Here is a 14,121-nt window from a genome sequence, read left to right as displayed (position 1 = left end):
CGATTGTATCCAAGCCACCCCGGCGTTGAGGGGCCCAGAGCACTAGCGCGGGAGGCCCGCAGGCTGACTCGCGGCGTCCCATAAGAAAATTTGCAGCCGCTTTCCATGCAAGCACAGGCCAGGCACGCCGGCCAGCCCCTTCAAGTCGATTCGTTAGATGTCAAATTTTAGTTCTTGGTTTGAGGAGCAGGTCCATCAAGCGAGCGGAGAAAGAGACCGAGCAGGAGGATAGACTGAAGAGGCCGCAGTCTGAGTCTTAAATACAATGAAAACATAACTTTTCTGGAGAGATGTCCATGGATTCCAGCAAGCAAAATGCCATTGATGAGTTCATAAAGAGGGCAGTTCAGTCTTACGGAGACCAAATCCAGAGCATCACCCTCTTTGGCTCTGTTGCCAGGGGCACAGATCGGCCCGACTCGGATATCGATCTTCTGGTAGTAGTGGACAGAGAGGACTTCCGGCTGCGCAGAGAGCTGATCGGCCTGACCTTCGATATTCTGCTGGAAACAGGAGAAGATATATCCGTAAAGGTTCTCTCTCAGGATGATTTTGAAGCCAAAAAGTCTTTTTCATTTTTAAGCAACGTCCTATCTGAGGGTATCAAGATTGCCTGACGATGAGATAGCGCATCTGCTCTCGGAATCGGAGACGAGGCTTGATGCCGCCCCCGCCACCTCTTTGAAGAGGGCTTCTATGACGATGCTGTAAGAAGCAATTAGCAATCAGGAAATAGAAAAATCGTGAAATAATGAGATGTTTTCGGCGTTTTCAAAGCCTGTTTAGCTCCCCCAGCCTCTCCGGCCCCGCCATCAGCTCCGTTCCCACCAGCAGGGCATCCGCTCCAGCCCGCACCATCCGCACCGCATCCTCCGGGCTGTGCACCCCGCTCTCCGCCACCAGGAATACCCCCGCATCTCTTGCCCGCGGCGCCAGCCGCTCGAAGGTCTCAAGGTCAACCTCCAGGGTCTTAAGATTGCGATTGTTTATGCCGATGATCCTGGCCTCTGTCGACAGGGCCCTCTCCATCTCTTTCTCCGAATGGACCTCTACCAATGGCTCCATTCCAAGATCCCTGGCCGCGGCCACGAACCGATCTAAATCGATATCCAGGGCGGCGATGAGCAGCACCAGATCCGCCTGGACCTCCGAGAGTTGCACCTCACTGAATATGAAGTCCTTTCTCAGTACCGGCAAGCCCGCCCGGCGAGCAGTCCTTGCATTCTCAAGACTGCCCTTGAAGTGGGTGGGCTCGGTGAGAACGGATATGGCGCAGGCACCGTACTGCGCGTAAGCCCGAGCGTAGGTTGCCACCTCCTCCTGAGCGAGGGTCCTGCCAAGTGCCTTGGGCTTGATCTCGGCGATGATTGGTATCAGGCCATTTCTTTTAGCCTCCGCGGCAGAGGCAACCAGATCTCTCCTCTCCTCCGCCGGCCATAACTCCGTCGCCGCCGGCCCCCGCGCCCGCGAGGCCTCCAGGATGCCGTCTATCAGGGAGTGCATTCTTCCACCTCCTCCACCCAGTTTCGGATGATCCTCTTTCCCGAGGGGGTAAGCACTGATTCCGGATGGAACTGCAGGCCGCAGTGAGGACGATTCCTGTGGCGGATGGCCATAACCACCCCTTCAGCGCTCCGGGCACAGGCCTCCACCTCCGGGCTGAGCTTCTCGATGGCCAGGGAGTGGTAGCGACCGCCCTGCAGGGGATTTTCCACCCCCCGGAATATCCCCCGGCCATCATGCTCGATCTGGGAGGTCTTCCCGTGAAGAGGCCTGGTGTGAGAGATGGTCCCCCCATAGGCCAGGTTCATGGCCTGGTGGCCCAGACACACCCCCAGGATGGGCGTTTTTGGATGGCCGAGAATTATCTCCAGGCAGCTGCCTATATCCCTGGCCTTGGCCGGATGGCCCGGCCCAGGCGAGATCACGATCCCCCTGGGGTTCAACCTCTCCACCTCCGCCATAGAGATCTCATTGGAGCGGACGATGGTGTTATCATAAAAGACGGAGACATAATCCACCAGGTTCCAGACGAACGAGTCATGATTGTCCACGAAGAGAATCGGCCTCATGCCGCCACTCCCAGGGCCCTTTTCATGGCCGCCATCTTCCTTTCCGTCTCCTGGTACTCTTTCTCCGGATCCGAGTCCGCCACTATCCCCGCTCCCGCCTGCACCGTGGCCACGCCGTCCTTGACCAGAACGCTTCTTATGGCTATGGCGAAGTCTGAGCTCCCGTCTATGGAGAAGTAGCCTATGCCTCCCCCATAAATTCCTCGGGGAGCCCTCTCCAGGTCATCGATGATCTCCATCGCCCGCAGCTTGGGAGCACCGGATAGGGTGCCAGCAGGAAATACCGACCGCGCGGCATCAAATTGGTCGCACTCCTCCCTCAGTTCGCCAATCACCGTGGTCTCTATGTGCTGGACATGAGAGTACTGCAGAACGGACATGAAATCTTCTACCTGGACCGTCCCCGACCGGCAGACGGAACGCACGTCGTTCCTGCCCAGGTCCACCAGCATCACGTGCTCCGCCCTCTCCTTCTCATCATTGAGCATAATCCGAGCATACCGGTCGTCCTCAGACCTGGTCCTCCCCCGGGGACAGGTCCCGGCGATGGGATTGACCTTCAACATGCGGTTGTAGGTATTGAAGAGGGTCTCAGGCGACGCTCCCACAATGGCCAGATCACCGAACTCGAAGAGATAGGTGTAAGGGCTGGGATTGATGCTCCTCAGCTTCAAATAGAGCTTGACCGGGTCCGGGCATTCAATCCTAGTCGATCGGGCCAAGACGACCTGAAATATGTCCCCGTCGATGATATGCTCCTTGGCCCGGGATACGGCATCCTTATACTCCTCAGGCGCCCCGGCCGAGAGCACCCTGCCTGATATGTTCGGATCCTCTTCCGGATTATAGTCGGGATCTAATCCGCCGATGGTCTCAATCAGATTGACCTTGGGGCCGGGCAGAATGGGGGCGATGGAGAAGTAGACCTTGCGGTCCAGGTGATCGAAGATGAAGGTGCTCTCCGCCAGGCCGAACTGGGCATCAGGGGTCTGGGAGGTCGAGCCTTTCCCCAGCCTCTCTTTCACCAGGTCGTAAGCCAGAAAGCCTATCCCTCCTCCAGTGAACACCTGCCTGGAGAAGCTGTTGGGCGCTCCACGGCGGGAGGGTATGGCCGCCCTCAGCACATCGAAGAGATCATAGCCATCCTTTATCGATCCCTGGAGAACTGAGCCCTTTCTTTCCACATCCACGCAAACCGAGAGCCTCTCCGTCATCGGCCCCATTCCGCCGCTGAAAAACTCCATTTCAAGGAAGCGGTTCTTGATCGAGATCATGGCCGATGGATCGGCTCCCACAAAAGAGAACCTGGCCTTCTGCCCGGACTTTTCCACCGACTCCAGGAGATAGGGGTACCTGCGATCGCGCAGAGCCATATACAGGGACAGGGGAGCGTCCACGCTGACCTTATTGCTCACATCTATGAATACCGGAGCTACTGGGTCGCTGGGCATCTTCTCACCTTCTCTACAAATGCTCTGACCTTGAAGGGGTCCTTTCTGCCCGCTGTCTCTGTGCCGCTGGAGACATCCACCGCATAGGGCCTCACCCGCTCTATGGCCAAGAGGACATTATCCGGATCAAGTCCCCCCGCCAGGATCACCGGCACCTGGAGCGATCTCGCGATCCCGGCGCTCTTGTCCCAGTCGTGCACCCTTCCCGTACCGCCCAGCCTTCCTTCGACCATGCTGTCTAAGAGTATTGCGTCCGCCACCCTCTCATATCTCTCTGCCTGCTGGCCGCCGTCATCTGCGGCCACAGCAACCACCAGCTTGGAGCCAGTCCTGCTCTTTAGATCAGCTACATCTGAAGGCGGCAGCGACGAATGCAGCTGGAGAACATCTGCCCGCGTTATATCGGCCAGTCGCAGCGCATCATCTAAATCACAGGGATGGATCACCGCCACGCTCTTGGTGTAAACCGGCACCTTATGGATCAGATCCGCTGCTTCTTCCGCCGAAATGCAGTGCCTGGAGTCTTTGATCTCCACCACAAATCCCACGGCATCCGCTCCTGCTTGAAGGGCAAGGGCTAGATCGTCACCGCTCATAATTCCGCAGATCTTGACCCTGGTCATAAGAAGCGCTCCAGCTTCTCAGGCTCTCCACTTGCCTTAACCATTCTCTGAAGGGTCTTTAAGGCCTCTCCGGAATCGATGGCATCCTCGGCCATGCTCGCTCCCTTCTTCATAGTGGAGACGAGGCCGGATACATAGACAGCCGCCCCGGAGTTGATGACGATGATATCCCGGGCTGCTGAGGTCTCTCCTTTCAATACTTCGACTAACCTCTTGGCATTCTCATCGGGCATACCGCCGGCGATATCAGCGCTCTCGGCCTGGGGGTAGCCCAAATCCTCAGGACGGAGGGTGTAGCTTTTTACCGATCCGTCCTTGAGCTCAGAGACGCGGGTCTCTCCTGTGTTGGTGATCTCGTCCATGCCCTCGCCGTTGACCACCATTGCCCTCTTCGCCCCCAGGATTTGCAGCACACAGGCCAGCTTCTCGCACAGGCTCGGATCGTAGACTCCCATCACCTGCGCCTTCGCCCCGGCGGGATTGGTGAGGGGTCCCAGGATATTGAAGACGGTTCGAATTCCTAAATCCCTTCTCACCGGGCCCACGCGCTTCATGGCGGGGTGGAATGCCGGCGCCAGCATGAATCCTATTCCCACCTCCTGAATCAGAGACTGGACCTCAGCCGGATCGGAGCTAATCCGCACCCCCAGCGCGTCCAGGACGTTGGCGCTGCCGCACTTTGAGCTGATGGCATAGTTGCCGTGCTTGGCCACGGGCACACCGCAGGCGGCGGTGACGATGGCGGCTGCGGTGCTCACATTGATGGTGTTGGAGCCGTCTCCTCCTGTGCCGCAGGTATCGACCAGCGTGCCGCTGACAGAGGGCTCTATGCGGATGGCGGACTCTCGCATCTTCCTGGCAAATCCCGCGATCTCGGATACTGATTCGCCCTTTCTTCGCAATGCTACCAGAACTGCTCCGATCATGGCATCGGATGCCTTATTGAATATCTCGTCCATCAGGGCCTCAGACTCCTCCAGGGATAGGTCCTGACCTTCCATGATCTTTTGAAGATAGCTCAAATGAATCACCAGATCGATTGATGTACAACTTTGTACTTTACTGAGTAAAAACGTACATTATATTTATAGATTATGCATTGCTGGCATTATGGGTTCATGGTCCGGAGGTTCTGCCCTTGGATCTCAACCATTTTCTCGTCCTTGTCCTGTCATCCAGTGAGTATCAGGCTCTTCGCTGAATTATGCGGTTGAGGTCCGACAGAGGTTATAGCCTCTGTTCCTCTGCGTCTCTGTGTTGGGTCAGAGCATAGCGGTTCGCCATAGAGGCGAAAAGATGCAGGGAATATCCGATTCAAAATTCACCCACCAAATCCGGAGATCAGCGATCTCTGCCGCAAAGGGGATAATCCAGTAGTCCGCATTCCGGATCTCAAATGAAAGCGGGTGGATCTATGAATGAGAGAATGACTTCAATGATATTGGTGGCGATGTTATTGGCTGGGACGATACTGTCCGTGACCATGGCTATGGAAGCATCGGATCTCGGCTCTCAGACCGCTCCAAACGAGGAGCTGGTAATCTTTTGCGGTGCAGGATTTACCGGAGCTATGAGCGAGATCGCCGAGCTCTATGAGAATAGCAGCAATTCTCAGGTACGATTCAACTTCGATGGCCTTCCCGCCCTCCGGGTTCAGATCGAGGAGGGTGCCTATGCCGATCTTTTGATATCGCCGGATCAGAGGTACATGGATCCATTGGTCGATGCAGGCTTTATTGGGGAGGACACAGTCGAGGCTTTTGCCAGCAATAAGGTGGCAGTGGTCTTACCGGTGGACAATCCTGCCAATATCACCACCATCCGGGACCTGGCCACTCCCGGGACGAAGATCGTGATGGGAATAGAAGAGCTTCCCATAGGGGACTATGCCCTGCAGGTCCTTGACCTTATGGCAAAAGATCCCGAATACGGCCCTGCCTTCAAAGAGGCGGTCCTCGCCAATGTGGTATCTTTAGAGACCAGGGTCACGGGCATAGTCTCCAAGGTCGCCATGGGGGAGGCGGATGCCGGCTTCGCCTTCATGTCCGATGTCACACCTCAGATGAGAGGAAAGATCAGAAAGATTTCCATTCCGGAGGGTTACAATATACGGGGAAACTGCAGCGCTGCTGTGCTCTCGCAATCTGATAATTCTGAGGCTGCAGAGGCATTCATCGATCTATTGATATCAAATGATGCTCAGGCCATATTAGACGAATATGGATTCATTTCCCTGGAGGGCTGGGAAGAGAACGCAGCCTTGCCGGCCGGGGACCGGGCCGCGGCCATCGATTAATGCCGAGAGGATCCAAATCGCATGACCTGATGGGGCGTTGAGGCTCAAAGATATTATGAGGCTATAAAGCACGGGGATACCATCAGCTTTAAGAGGGGAATTACTATGACCGGCGGAGAATTGTTAGAGGAGACAAAGAGGCGTTTCATTCAGCTGCTCAAGTTCCAGGGCGATGGGGTATATCGCCGGGAGCTGCAAAGCGAGGTGGTCATCAGCCGGCCGCTCAGCGTGGCGGAGGCCATCGGGGATCCGGGAAGGGACGATTTTCCCATAATCAGGGGACGAGAGGTTCTCATGCAGGCCACATTTAAGGGAGTTGCCGGGCAGGCGTTCACTGCTGCTAGTGGGGATTTCCAGGGAACTTTAGGAGATGTTCTGGCCCTGCCCCTGGATGAGAACTTCGAGCGGGCGGTCTTTATTGCCACCATGAATGCTGCTCTCAGATATCTGGGCAAGATCGAGAAGACAGTTCACTGCCGGGATGATGGCCCGAAGAGGTGCTCCTCTTTGGCAGTGGACTGGCTGAGAGATCAGGAATGGGAGATGGTGGGGCTGGTGGGCCTGCAGCCCGCTATTCTGGAGGCTTTGGTCAAGGCCTTCGGCAGAGAAAGGGTGATGGTCTCGGACCTGGCTGAGGCGGGCAGCGAGCGCTGTGGGGTCAGGGTGCTGGACGGCCTGAACTCCGAGGAGATTTTCGAGCAGTGCCAGCTCATTTTGATCACCGGGTCGACCATAGTGAACGGCACCATCGACGACCTCCTGGACCGGGCAGCTGAGCATGATAGGAGGGTGGTGCTCTTCGGAGTGACCATAGCAGGAGCGGCATATCTCATGGGGCTGGAGAGCTGGTGTGCCTGTTCAACCTGAATGCTTAAGGCAAGAGAAATATGCTAAAAATATATAATCGTATGTGGGCCGGTGTGAATAGGTCGGATATCGGGCCTACCACCTGCCGGTCTCGATTACATTGAGCTTATCTAAGAGTTGAGCTACCGCCTCCGGGCTGAGATTGTTCTTCCGGCTTATCTTCAGAACGCGCATCAGCTCGGTATTCTGATCGGTTCCCGTTAGCTGGGCGGCATATATCTCCGCTGCATCCAAGCTCTTTTCTAATACCACCCTCTTGGCCTCCTTGAGAACATCTCCGGTTATGCAGCTCTTGGCAGCACCGATCTCCTCAATCGCCTTTCCCATATCCTCCAATTCCTTTGAGCTCAGCATATCCTTCACCTCACATATTACTAATGAATAATGATGAGGCTTGATCTGATAAATATCTATTGTCTACTGCCTGCTCTTTTCCTTGGGTACGCCCTTCGCTGCAGGGGATGATTCAGTACTCTTCTTCCGGGATTCTCTCTCCTCCTCCTCCAGGTCAGACAGATCTGCTCCGCACATCGCTGGATCTCTTCTTTCTCCCTATAAAAGCAGCATAGATGGGAATGAAAAGGCCCTATCCTGCCACCGCAAGACCTATTATCCCAAGGATAGATTCAGGCATTGTATGTCCAATCTCAATGTGGCGATCCTGGGCGCCCCGGAATATGGCAAGGAGCTGGGAAAGAAGGGCACCGTCAGCGATCTTACCTTTTACAATCTGAAGAAAGGGGAGAATACCGTTACCCTCATCGAGCCGAGCAGATATCCGGAGAGGATAGCACCCTTATTCTATGCCATCTCCATGTCCCAGAAGATTCTATTGATTGTGGATCAGATGGATCCCGCCTTTGGGGAGACGGTCCTCATGCTGGACTCTCTGGGCAAGAAAGACGGCATGGTGATACTGAGAAACTTCATAGACAAAGATCGGGTCATGCCCTTCATCAAGGGCACTGTGGTCGATAGCTATGAATTTTTGGATGATGATAAGAATGCCCTTCGCGAGAGCCTCCTGGCCCTTTCTGAAAAGATCAAGACCAGCTACGACTCTCCAACCGGGACCATGCCCGTGGATCACTTCTTCAATGTGCGGGGCATAGGCACTGTGGTCTTGGGATCGGTGGCGGAGGGGACCCTGAAGAAGCATGATGAGCTGATGGTTCTCCCGGGAGAGAAGACCGCCCAGGTCCGCTCCATCCAGAAGCATGATGAGGACTTCGATGTCGCCGGGGTGGGTGAGAGGACTGGGATCGCCCTTAAAGGGGTCGATGTTGAGGACCTGGACCGGGGGACCATCCTCACCAATGACAAATCGATCAAGAAGGTCTCAGAGATCTCAGCCATGGCCCGGATAGTTAAATACTGGCCAAGTCCCCTCAAAGAGGGAATGGTGCTTCACATCGGCCACTGGATGCAATTCGTCCCGGCCAGAGTGCAGGAGGTCTTGCCGGAGGCTGACTGGCATCGAGCAGAGCTGAAACTGAAGCTGGACAAGATGCTCGTCTTCCGGCCGGGAGCAAAGGCAGTTCTGACGTATCCTGAGGGTGGAAAGCTCAGAGTAGTGGGAACGATAGACCTTCCCTGAAGGCTAAAAGCTAGTCCTCCGAGGACGAGGAGCTGATCTCCTGCCAGTGCTTTCCCCTGGGCGGAGCCAGCCTCAATGCCTCTTCCCGCTCGGCATTCATCAGGCCGTCCAGCCAGTCGTTGAGCTTTTTGCCGGTGTTATGGGCTGCCCAGTACGACTGGAGCCTGACATGCTGGTCGCAGCGGTGGTTGAGGCTTATGCCGCGCTGGCAGAGAGGCCCGCCGCACGGCCCATGGCCCTTGAGGTCGCATTCCAAAGAATTCATCTCTTTCACGGGCTGCCCGGAGGTTTATCTAGATTATCCCGGATTTCCTCTAAACTGAATCCACTCTCCCATCAGACCGACGAATCGAGACATTCCAGGTGGAACGACTCCATCAGCACCTCATGATCGGTCTTGCCGCATACGAAAGTCCGTCGCGATTTGATCTCATTCATCACCACTTTGGCCGGTGCAAAGACGTTATGGTCCACCTTGAAGAAATCAAAACCAGCTGCCTTGAATGTCTGGTAGAAAGGCGCTCCCCAGTCCCGGGATGCAGAGGAAGGCATACCCTTCAGATACCTCTGCAGCTCTTCAGTATCCTCATAGAGGAGGGTGTAATAGGTCTCTCCGCCATAGATTATGGCATCATTGGAGGAGCCCATGCAATTGGTCGCGTCTCCGGTGATGGGCGAGATGGGCGCTCTTCCCCAGCCGCTCTTGATGGTGTTTATGTCAAAGCCCATGGTGAAGAGCTTGTGCAGGCCGGTCTCCACCACCCGCGCTGATACCTGCACCAGGCCGGCCACGGAGTCCGTGGGGGCAATGGCAATTCTAAGGTCAGCGGGATCGATTCCACACTTCTGGGCAATCGATGCCGAAACCTTCTCATCCGGCAGCTTGTTCGACTCCAAGACGATGACCCCTATATCAGAGAACTCCTCGAATCCTATCTTCTCATATAGATCCCTGGTCTTTCCCGCCAGAACCCTTGCCGGTCCGCTGCCCATGGCGAAGTACTTGTCTGCCTTGATCTGCCACATGGCGCACTGGGAGGCCATACAGGATACCGCCGGATAGTCCGTGGCCACCTGCACTCCTGGGAGAAGAATTCCGCCTATATCGCAGGGAGCGAGCTGGATGTCGGCCAGGTCGCTCATGCACAGGCGGGAAAGGTAGATGCCGGCTCCTATTCCGCCCTGAGCCTTCACTCCTGCATCGATGACTACGGTGCCATTCTCAAGCTCATAGACCTCTATTTGCAGCTCATCTCCATAGTCGAGCATCTCCTCGAAGACCTCGAAACCCATCTCATTGATTCCCATCAAGAGGAACACCTTTCCCCATCGAGAGGGACATTGTCCATAAAAGTCTATCGACAGTATTTTGAATTCAGTTCAATTCGGTTTATTCCAGAGGCGACCCATTTCAGAGGGTGATCATCGACAAGGCTGCTGAGCCAACTGGATATGTCACTCTGGCCTTGGTGCTGCCCACCTGGGCTGCTTCTCTGAAGGTATTGCTGCTGCCGATGGCATAGGTCGATTTTGCCGTTAAGCCGAGCAGTATTGGCGGAGCCTGTTCAGTCTCCATCTTGCCGAGGATACTGGTTACGGGTGCTACTGTCTGGGCGGTCTCAACTGCAACTTCAACAGGGGCAGCAACCGTCTCATTCTCCGCGGGCATGGCATCAACCACAGCTGGAACGGTCTCATTCTCAACAGCCACTGCATCATTTAAGGGAATGGTCTGTACAGGAAGGAGGGCAGTTTCATTCTGCAGCTCTACCGTCTCGTTTGCACTCACATTGATGGTCTGATTGGCGGATAGATTTATGGTTGTATTGTTTAATGTAGTGTTGTTCAGCGTAGTGTTGTTCAGAAGGGTGGCGTTCAGGGAGTTATCCTGGGCAGAGACGGCCAGGACCGCAGTCATCATCAGCAGGAGGACGCCTGTAAAATATATTAATTGTTTACTCATATAATACCTCGGCCTCCTTTCAAGCCTCTAAGCTTATCAATTTTGCCACTCAAAATGATATGGATGCCCTTCAATTCTCCCTGGAGATCTGAACGACCTTGCCATCATCCTCGCCCATCACGCACAGATCGCTGGCAACAAAGCCGTCATCCTTTCGCCTCATCTCGCATACGATCTTCCCATCCACGATCCTCAATATGCGATCTGTCTTCTCCGCCAGGGTCATGTCATGGGTCACCAGGATGAATGTCTGGTTGATCTTCTGGTTCAGCTCTCGAAGCAGATTGTATATGAGCTCAGAGGATTTGGTGTCCAGGTTTCCAGTCAGCTCATCGCCTATGACGATGGAGGGATTATTGGCCAGGGCCCGGGCAACTGCTACCCGCTGGTTCTGGCCGCCGGATAGTTGATTGGGCCGGCTGTGCAATCGGTCCCCCAGGCCGACGGCTCTGAGCAGCTCCTCCCCCCGCTTATGGGCCTCGGTCTTGCTCTTATTGGCGATGAGCATGGGCATCATCACATTCTCCACTGCGGTGAACTCCGGGATCAGATGGTGGTACTGAAAGACGAATCCAAGCTCCTGGTTTCGCAGACGGGCGCGCTCATCCGGGCTGGCTCGGCTGACATCGATCCCCTTGAGGAAGATATGGCCGGAGCTCGGGGTATCCAAGAGGCCGATCATATTGAGCAAGGTGCTTTTACCGCTGCCGCTTGGGCCGACGATGGCCACGAACTCTCCTGCTTTGATCTTCACGCTCACCCCATCCAGGGCGCGGACCTCCACCCCGTTTCCGTAGATCTTGGATAGATCCTTCAGCACAATTATGTCATCATCCCTGTTATTCACTGCCAATCGCCTCCACCGGGTCGAGCCGTGCCGCTGAGTATGCTGGATAGAGCCCGGAGACGAAGTTGAGGGACAGGGCGAAGGCCAGGGCTATGACGAAGTACTCCGGCCTGGCGGCTATAACGATCCCCTCTCCTGCTGCTGCGCTTGTCACATTCAGGGGGAGAAGAGTTATCGCCCAAGCAGCAGCATAGCCCAAAACCGCCCCCAGGATCCCAGCCGGCAGGCTGATGAGCATGTTCTCCAGCAAGAATATCATCAGTATGGAGCGCCTTTTCGCCCCCATGGCCATTAGAATGCCTATCTCCCGTCTCCGTTTGCTCACCACCATTATCGTCGTATTGGCTATGACGAAGGCTGATATTAAAAGGATGAACATGTAGAAGAGAATGTTGGTGACTCCCTGGTTTCCCACGAACCTGGCTATCTCTCGGCTGAAGTCCTGCCAGCTGGTGGCCTTGTACCGGCTAGCATCATTTAGCTTTTTGGCCATGGCCGGGGCTCGGGTATAGTCCGCGAGCTTCACCCCGATCTCAGATACCACATCCCCCTCGGCCACCAGCTCCTGGGCGGTGCTCAGGGAGAGGTAGACCAGGGTCTCGTCCTTGACTGTATCCTTCTGCAGTATGCCTATCATCTTCAGTCGAAGGGAGTCGTTCTTGAGGTAGAGATAAAAGTCCCCGCCCTCTCTGATGTTCAGATTCCTGGCCAGCTCAACTCCTAGAAAAGCGCCCCTGTTATTGAATCTGAGGTCGGAGAAGTTCCCGGAGATCGTGGACTCCTGAACGCTCATCAGCCGGTCCTCAAGGGCGGGATCGACCCCTACAAACTCCACCGATTGCACATTATCCTGAAAGCGGGCCGCCCCCTGCCCGACCAGCCTCGGGGAGACGGCGAGCACTCCGGGATAGGATCCGACCTGATCAGACAGGGAACGGTACATGTTGATGTAGCTCTCGCTCTCCTTTGGGCCGATCAGAATATGAGGATTCTTGTTCACTGTATTCTCGATGATCTGGCTGCTTACGCTCTCAGTCAGACCCAGGGACATGATGATTATCGCCACTGCAATGGCTACCGAGATCAGGGTAAAGGCAGTGCCTCTCCTATTGGTCACTATATGCCGCAGGGCCACATCCAGCTCGAACATCGCTCTGCATCAGCCCCGTGCCTATCCCCCTCTCAGGGCTATGACCGGATCGATTCTGGAGGCCTTTCTGGCCGGATAAAGCGCAGCCACCATGCTCAGAGCTACCACTACAATATTGAGGAGCAGGATATCCCAGGGGTTCAGGATGAGAGGAAGGGTGGTGATCACGCTTCCCCCGGCAGCGACTTCGAAAGGGACCCGTCCCAGATAATAGATCCCCGCAAGGCCCAGAAGGGATCCTGCTGCTGCGCCGATCAGGCCCAAGAGGCTGCTCTCCGCCAGAAAGATATTGCGAATGTCCTTTGTTCTCGCTCCCATGGCCATGAGCATGCCGATCTCCTTTGTCTTTTCCACCACCATCAGGTTCATGATGCTGGCCACGCCGAAGAATGCCACCACCATGAAGAGCAGTATGGAAAGCCTGGTCCAGAACCCGCCGATGTTTATCGCCCGCATGATCTCCGGGTTCTTCTCCTCCCAGCTCCTGGCGTTGTAACCCCATGAGGAGATCAGGCCGGCCAGGCTCACTGACTGGCGGATGTCGTTCAGGCTTATCTCCACCGCATTTATCACATCCCCTTCATCCCTGAAGTTGCGGGCGGTGTCTAAAGAGACAAAGGCCACCCGATCGTCTAAGGGAGTGCCGGTCTGGAAGATCGCTGCCACCGTCAGATCGGTGCTGCGGGACCTGGGAAAGGTGGCCAAGAGCTTATCCCCCAGCTTCAGTTCCAAAGAATCGGCCAGCTTCACCCCGATCGCTGCATTTCGGTCCTGCTGAACGCTGACAAAATCGCCCCGGACCAGGGACCCTTGAATCTTGTATATCTTATCTATATCTAGAGGATCAGCTCCTTTTAACAGGGCATTCTTGGTCTTATCCTTGCGGGAGAGAGTGGCCGGGGTGGAGAGGGAAGCAGCAGTGGACCTCAGGCCCGGCTGGGAGACGATCCGATCCAGCAGGCTGTTATAGAGATGAATGAAATCCTCTCCCTCTCTTGGCTCGACCACCACATGAGGCAGCTTCTCCTCCACGAGATTGGTGAGTATCTGCTGCTGGCCGTTGATGAGTGAAGAGAAGATTATGGATATGCTTACCGCCAGGGCGACCGCCAGGACGGAGAGGAACGTCTGTCGCCTTCTCCGAATCACATGCCGCAGGGCTATGGTCAGGGGAAGTGGGTTTAGAAGATGGGGAGAATTCGGATCCATTTTTTGCCAATCATCAGGGAATTGCTCCTATCCATTTAGACCTGAC

16 protein-coding genes are annotated in these 14,121 nt (G+C 55.4%); 4 read left to right on the top strand and 12 right to left on the bottom strand.

The genetic code is table 11. The features are described 5' to 3' along the window. Positions 1-296 precede the first annotated feature (296 nt). On the top strand, positions 297-617 hold the full coding sequence (locus MCON_RS05585; protein WP_013719044.1) for a nucleotidyltransferase domain-containing protein: 321 nt from the start codon (positions 297-299) through the stop codon (positions 615-617). 154 nt (positions 618-771) lie between these two features. Here the strand turns inward: MCON_RS05585 and MCON_RS05580 are convergent, their stop codons facing one another. The 5 genes from MCON_RS05580 to trpD are packed head-to-tail and all read right to left on the bottom strand — an operon-like array spanning position 772 to position 5,177. Then, positions 772-1,503, bottom strand: coding sequence for an indole-3-glycerol-phosphate synthase (locus tag MCON_RS05580; protein WP_013719043.1), 732 nt, complete (start codon positions 1,501-1,503; stop codon positions 772-774). After that, a complete protein-coding gene (locus tag MCON_RS05575) occupies positions 1,491-2,072 on the bottom strand; it encodes an anthranilate synthase component II (protein WP_013719042.1) in 582 nt (193 codons plus the stop codon). The genes MCON_RS05580 and MCON_RS05575 overlap by 13 nt, the downstream gene beginning before the upstream one ends. Beyond that, on the bottom strand, positions 2,069-3,523 hold the full coding sequence (gene trpE / locus MCON_RS05570) for an anthranilate synthase component I (RefSeq protein WP_013719041.1): 1,455 nt from the start codon (positions 3,521-3,523) through the stop codon (positions 2,069-2,071). Before trpE ends, MCON_RS05575 begins: the two co-directional genes overlap by 4 nt. Next, entirely contained in the window at positions 3,505-4,146 is a 642-nt protein-coding gene (locus MCON_RS05565) for a phosphoribosylanthranilate isomerase (RefSeq protein ID WP_013719040.1), read from the bottom strand. Before MCON_RS05565 ends, trpE begins: the two co-directional genes overlap by 19 nt. Next, a complete protein-coding gene (trpD, locus tag MCON_RS05560; protein WP_232844349.1) occupies positions 4,143-5,177 on the bottom strand; it encodes an anthranilate phosphoribosyltransferase in 1,035 nt (344 codons plus the stop codon). The genes MCON_RS05565 and trpD overlap by 4 nt, the downstream gene beginning before the upstream one ends. Positions 5,178-5,560: 383 nt before the next feature. Here trpD and modA point away from each other — a divergent pair, with 383 nt between their 5' ends. Both modA and MCON_RS05550 read left to right on the top strand, forming a co-directional pair. Beyond that, positions 5,561-6,442 (top strand): molybdate ABC transporter substrate-binding protein, encoded by an 882-nt coding sequence (gene modA / locus MCON_RS05555; RefSeq protein ID WP_157863684.1) that lies wholly within the window; start codon positions 5,561-5,563, stop codon positions 6,440-6,442. A 105-nt stretch (positions 6,443-6,547) separates the two neighbouring features. Further along, positions 6,548-7,309, top strand: coding sequence for a Rossmann-like domain-containing protein (locus MCON_RS05550; RefSeq protein ID WP_013719037.1), 762 nt, complete (start codon positions 6,548-6,550; stop codon positions 7,307-7,309). A 75-nt stretch (positions 7,310-7,384) separates the two neighbouring features. Here the strand turns inward: MCON_RS05550 and MCON_RS05545 are convergent, their stop codons facing one another. Then, the gene (locus tag MCON_RS05545) at positions 7,385-7,663 is read right to left on the bottom strand and encodes a hypothetical protein (protein WP_048131963.1); all 279 of its coding nucleotides are present in this window, start codon (positions 7,661-7,663) and stop codon (positions 7,385-7,387) included. Between the two features lie 82 nt (positions 7,664-7,745). On the opposite strand from MCON_RS05545, the gene MCON_RS05540 reads away from it, so the two are divergent. Continuing rightward, positions 7,746-8,906, top strand: coding sequence for an EF-Tu/IF-2/RF-3 family GTPase (locus tag MCON_RS05540; protein ID WP_013719036.1), 1,161 nt, complete (start codon positions 7,746-7,748; stop codon positions 8,904-8,906). A gap of 10 nt (positions 8,907-8,916) precedes the next feature. On the opposite strand, the gene MCON_RS05535 is transcribed toward MCON_RS05540, so the two are convergent. The 6 genes from MCON_RS05535 to MCON_RS05510 all read right to left on the bottom strand — a co-directional run bounded on the left by MCON_RS05535 (position 8,917) and on the right by MCON_RS05510 (position 14,075). Beyond that, positions 8,917-9,171, bottom strand: a complete 255-nt coding sequence (locus tag MCON_RS05535; protein WP_048131959.1) for a hypothetical protein — start codon at positions 9,169-9,171, stop codon at positions 8,917-8,919. Between the two features lie 71 nt (positions 9,172-9,242). Next, positions 9,243-10,217 (bottom strand): methenyltetrahydromethanopterin cyclohydrolase, encoded by a 975-nt coding sequence (mch, locus tag MCON_RS05530; RefSeq protein ID WP_048131957.1) that lies wholly within the window; start codon positions 10,215-10,217, stop codon positions 9,243-9,245. Between the two features lie 100 nt (positions 10,218-10,317). Further along, positions 10,318-10,827: a hypothetical protein gene (locus tag MCON_RS05525; protein WP_162145000.1), complete on the bottom strand. Its 510-nt coding sequence runs from the start codon at positions 10,825-10,827 to the stop codon at positions 10,318-10,320. A gap of 112 nt (positions 10,828-10,939) precedes the next feature. After that, on the bottom strand, positions 10,940-11,716 hold the full coding sequence (locus tag MCON_RS05520) for an ABC transporter ATP-binding protein (protein WP_013719033.1): 777 nt from the start codon (positions 11,714-11,716) through the stop codon (positions 10,940-10,942). Next, positions 11,709-12,866 carry an ABC transporter permease gene (locus tag MCON_RS05515; RefSeq protein WP_013719032.1) on the bottom strand — a complete coding sequence of 386 codons (1,158 nt, stop codon included), beginning with the start codon at positions 12,864-12,866 and terminating at the stop codon, positions 11,709-11,711. The genes MCON_RS05520 and MCON_RS05515 overlap by 8 nt, the downstream gene beginning before the upstream one ends. 21 nt (positions 12,867-12,887) lie before the next feature. Further along, positions 12,888-14,075 (bottom strand): ABC transporter permease, encoded by a 1,188-nt coding sequence (locus MCON_RS05510; protein ID WP_013719031.1) that lies wholly within the window; start codon positions 14,073-14,075, stop codon positions 12,888-12,890. Positions 14,076-14,121: the final 46 nt, after the last annotated feature.

It is taken from the genome of Methanothrix soehngenii GP6 (assembly GCF_000204415.1).
GTDB lineage: Archaea > Halobacteriota > Methanosarcinia > Methanotrichales > Methanotrichaceae > Methanothrix > Methanothrix soehngenii.
The sequence above is the reverse complement of the archived record's forward strand: the minus strand, read 5'-3'. Positions and strand labels throughout refer to the sequence as shown.

Bases quoted from the DNA above. Each gene is read 5' to 3' on its own strand.
- MCON_RS05510 (WP_013719031.1), bottom strand. From the start codon at position 14,075: ATGGATCCGAATTCTCCCCATCTTCTAAACCCACTTCCCCTGACCATA.
- trpE (WP_013719041.1), bottom strand. From the start codon at position 3,523: ATGCCCAGCGACCCAGTAGCTCCGGTATTCATAGATGTGAGCAATAAG.
- MCON_RS05575 (WP_013719042.1), bottom strand. From the start codon at position 2,072: ATGAGGCCGATTCTCTTCGTGGACAATCATGACTCGTTCGTCTGGAAC.
- MCON_RS05550 (WP_013719037.1), top strand. From the start codon at position 6,548: ATGACCGGCGGAGAATTGTTAGAGGAGACAAAGAGGCGTTTCATTCAG.
- MCON_RS05535 (WP_048131959.1), bottom strand. From the start codon at position 9,171: ATGAATTCTTTGGAATGCGACCTCAAGGGCCATGGGCCGTGCGGCGGG.
- MCON_RS05515 (WP_013719032.1), bottom strand. From the start codon at position 12,866: ATGTTCGAGCTGGATGTGGCCCTGCGGCATATAGTGACCAATAGGAGA.
- MCON_RS05580 (WP_013719043.1), bottom strand. From the start codon at position 1,503: ATGCACTCCCTGATAGACGGCATCCTGGAGGCCTCGCGGGCGCGGGGG.
- MCON_RS05525 (WP_162145000.1), bottom strand. From the start codon at position 10,827: ATGATGACTGCGGTCCTGGCCGTCTCTGCCCAGGATAACTCCCTGAAC.
- MCON_RS05545 (WP_048131963.1), bottom strand. From the start codon at position 7,663: ATGCTGAGCTCAAAGGAATTGGAGGATATGGGAAAGGCGATTGAGGAG.
- MCON_RS05565 (WP_013719040.1), bottom strand. From the start codon at position 4,146: ATGACCAGGGTCAAGATCTGCGGAATTATGAGCGGTGACGATCTAGCC.
- modA (WP_157863684.1), top strand. From the start codon at position 5,561: ATGAATGAGAGAATGACTTCAATGATATTGGTGGCGATGTTATTGGCT.
- MCON_RS05585 (WP_013719044.1), top strand. From the start codon at position 297: ATGGATTCCAGCAAGCAAAATGCCATTGATGAGTTCATAAAGAGGGCA.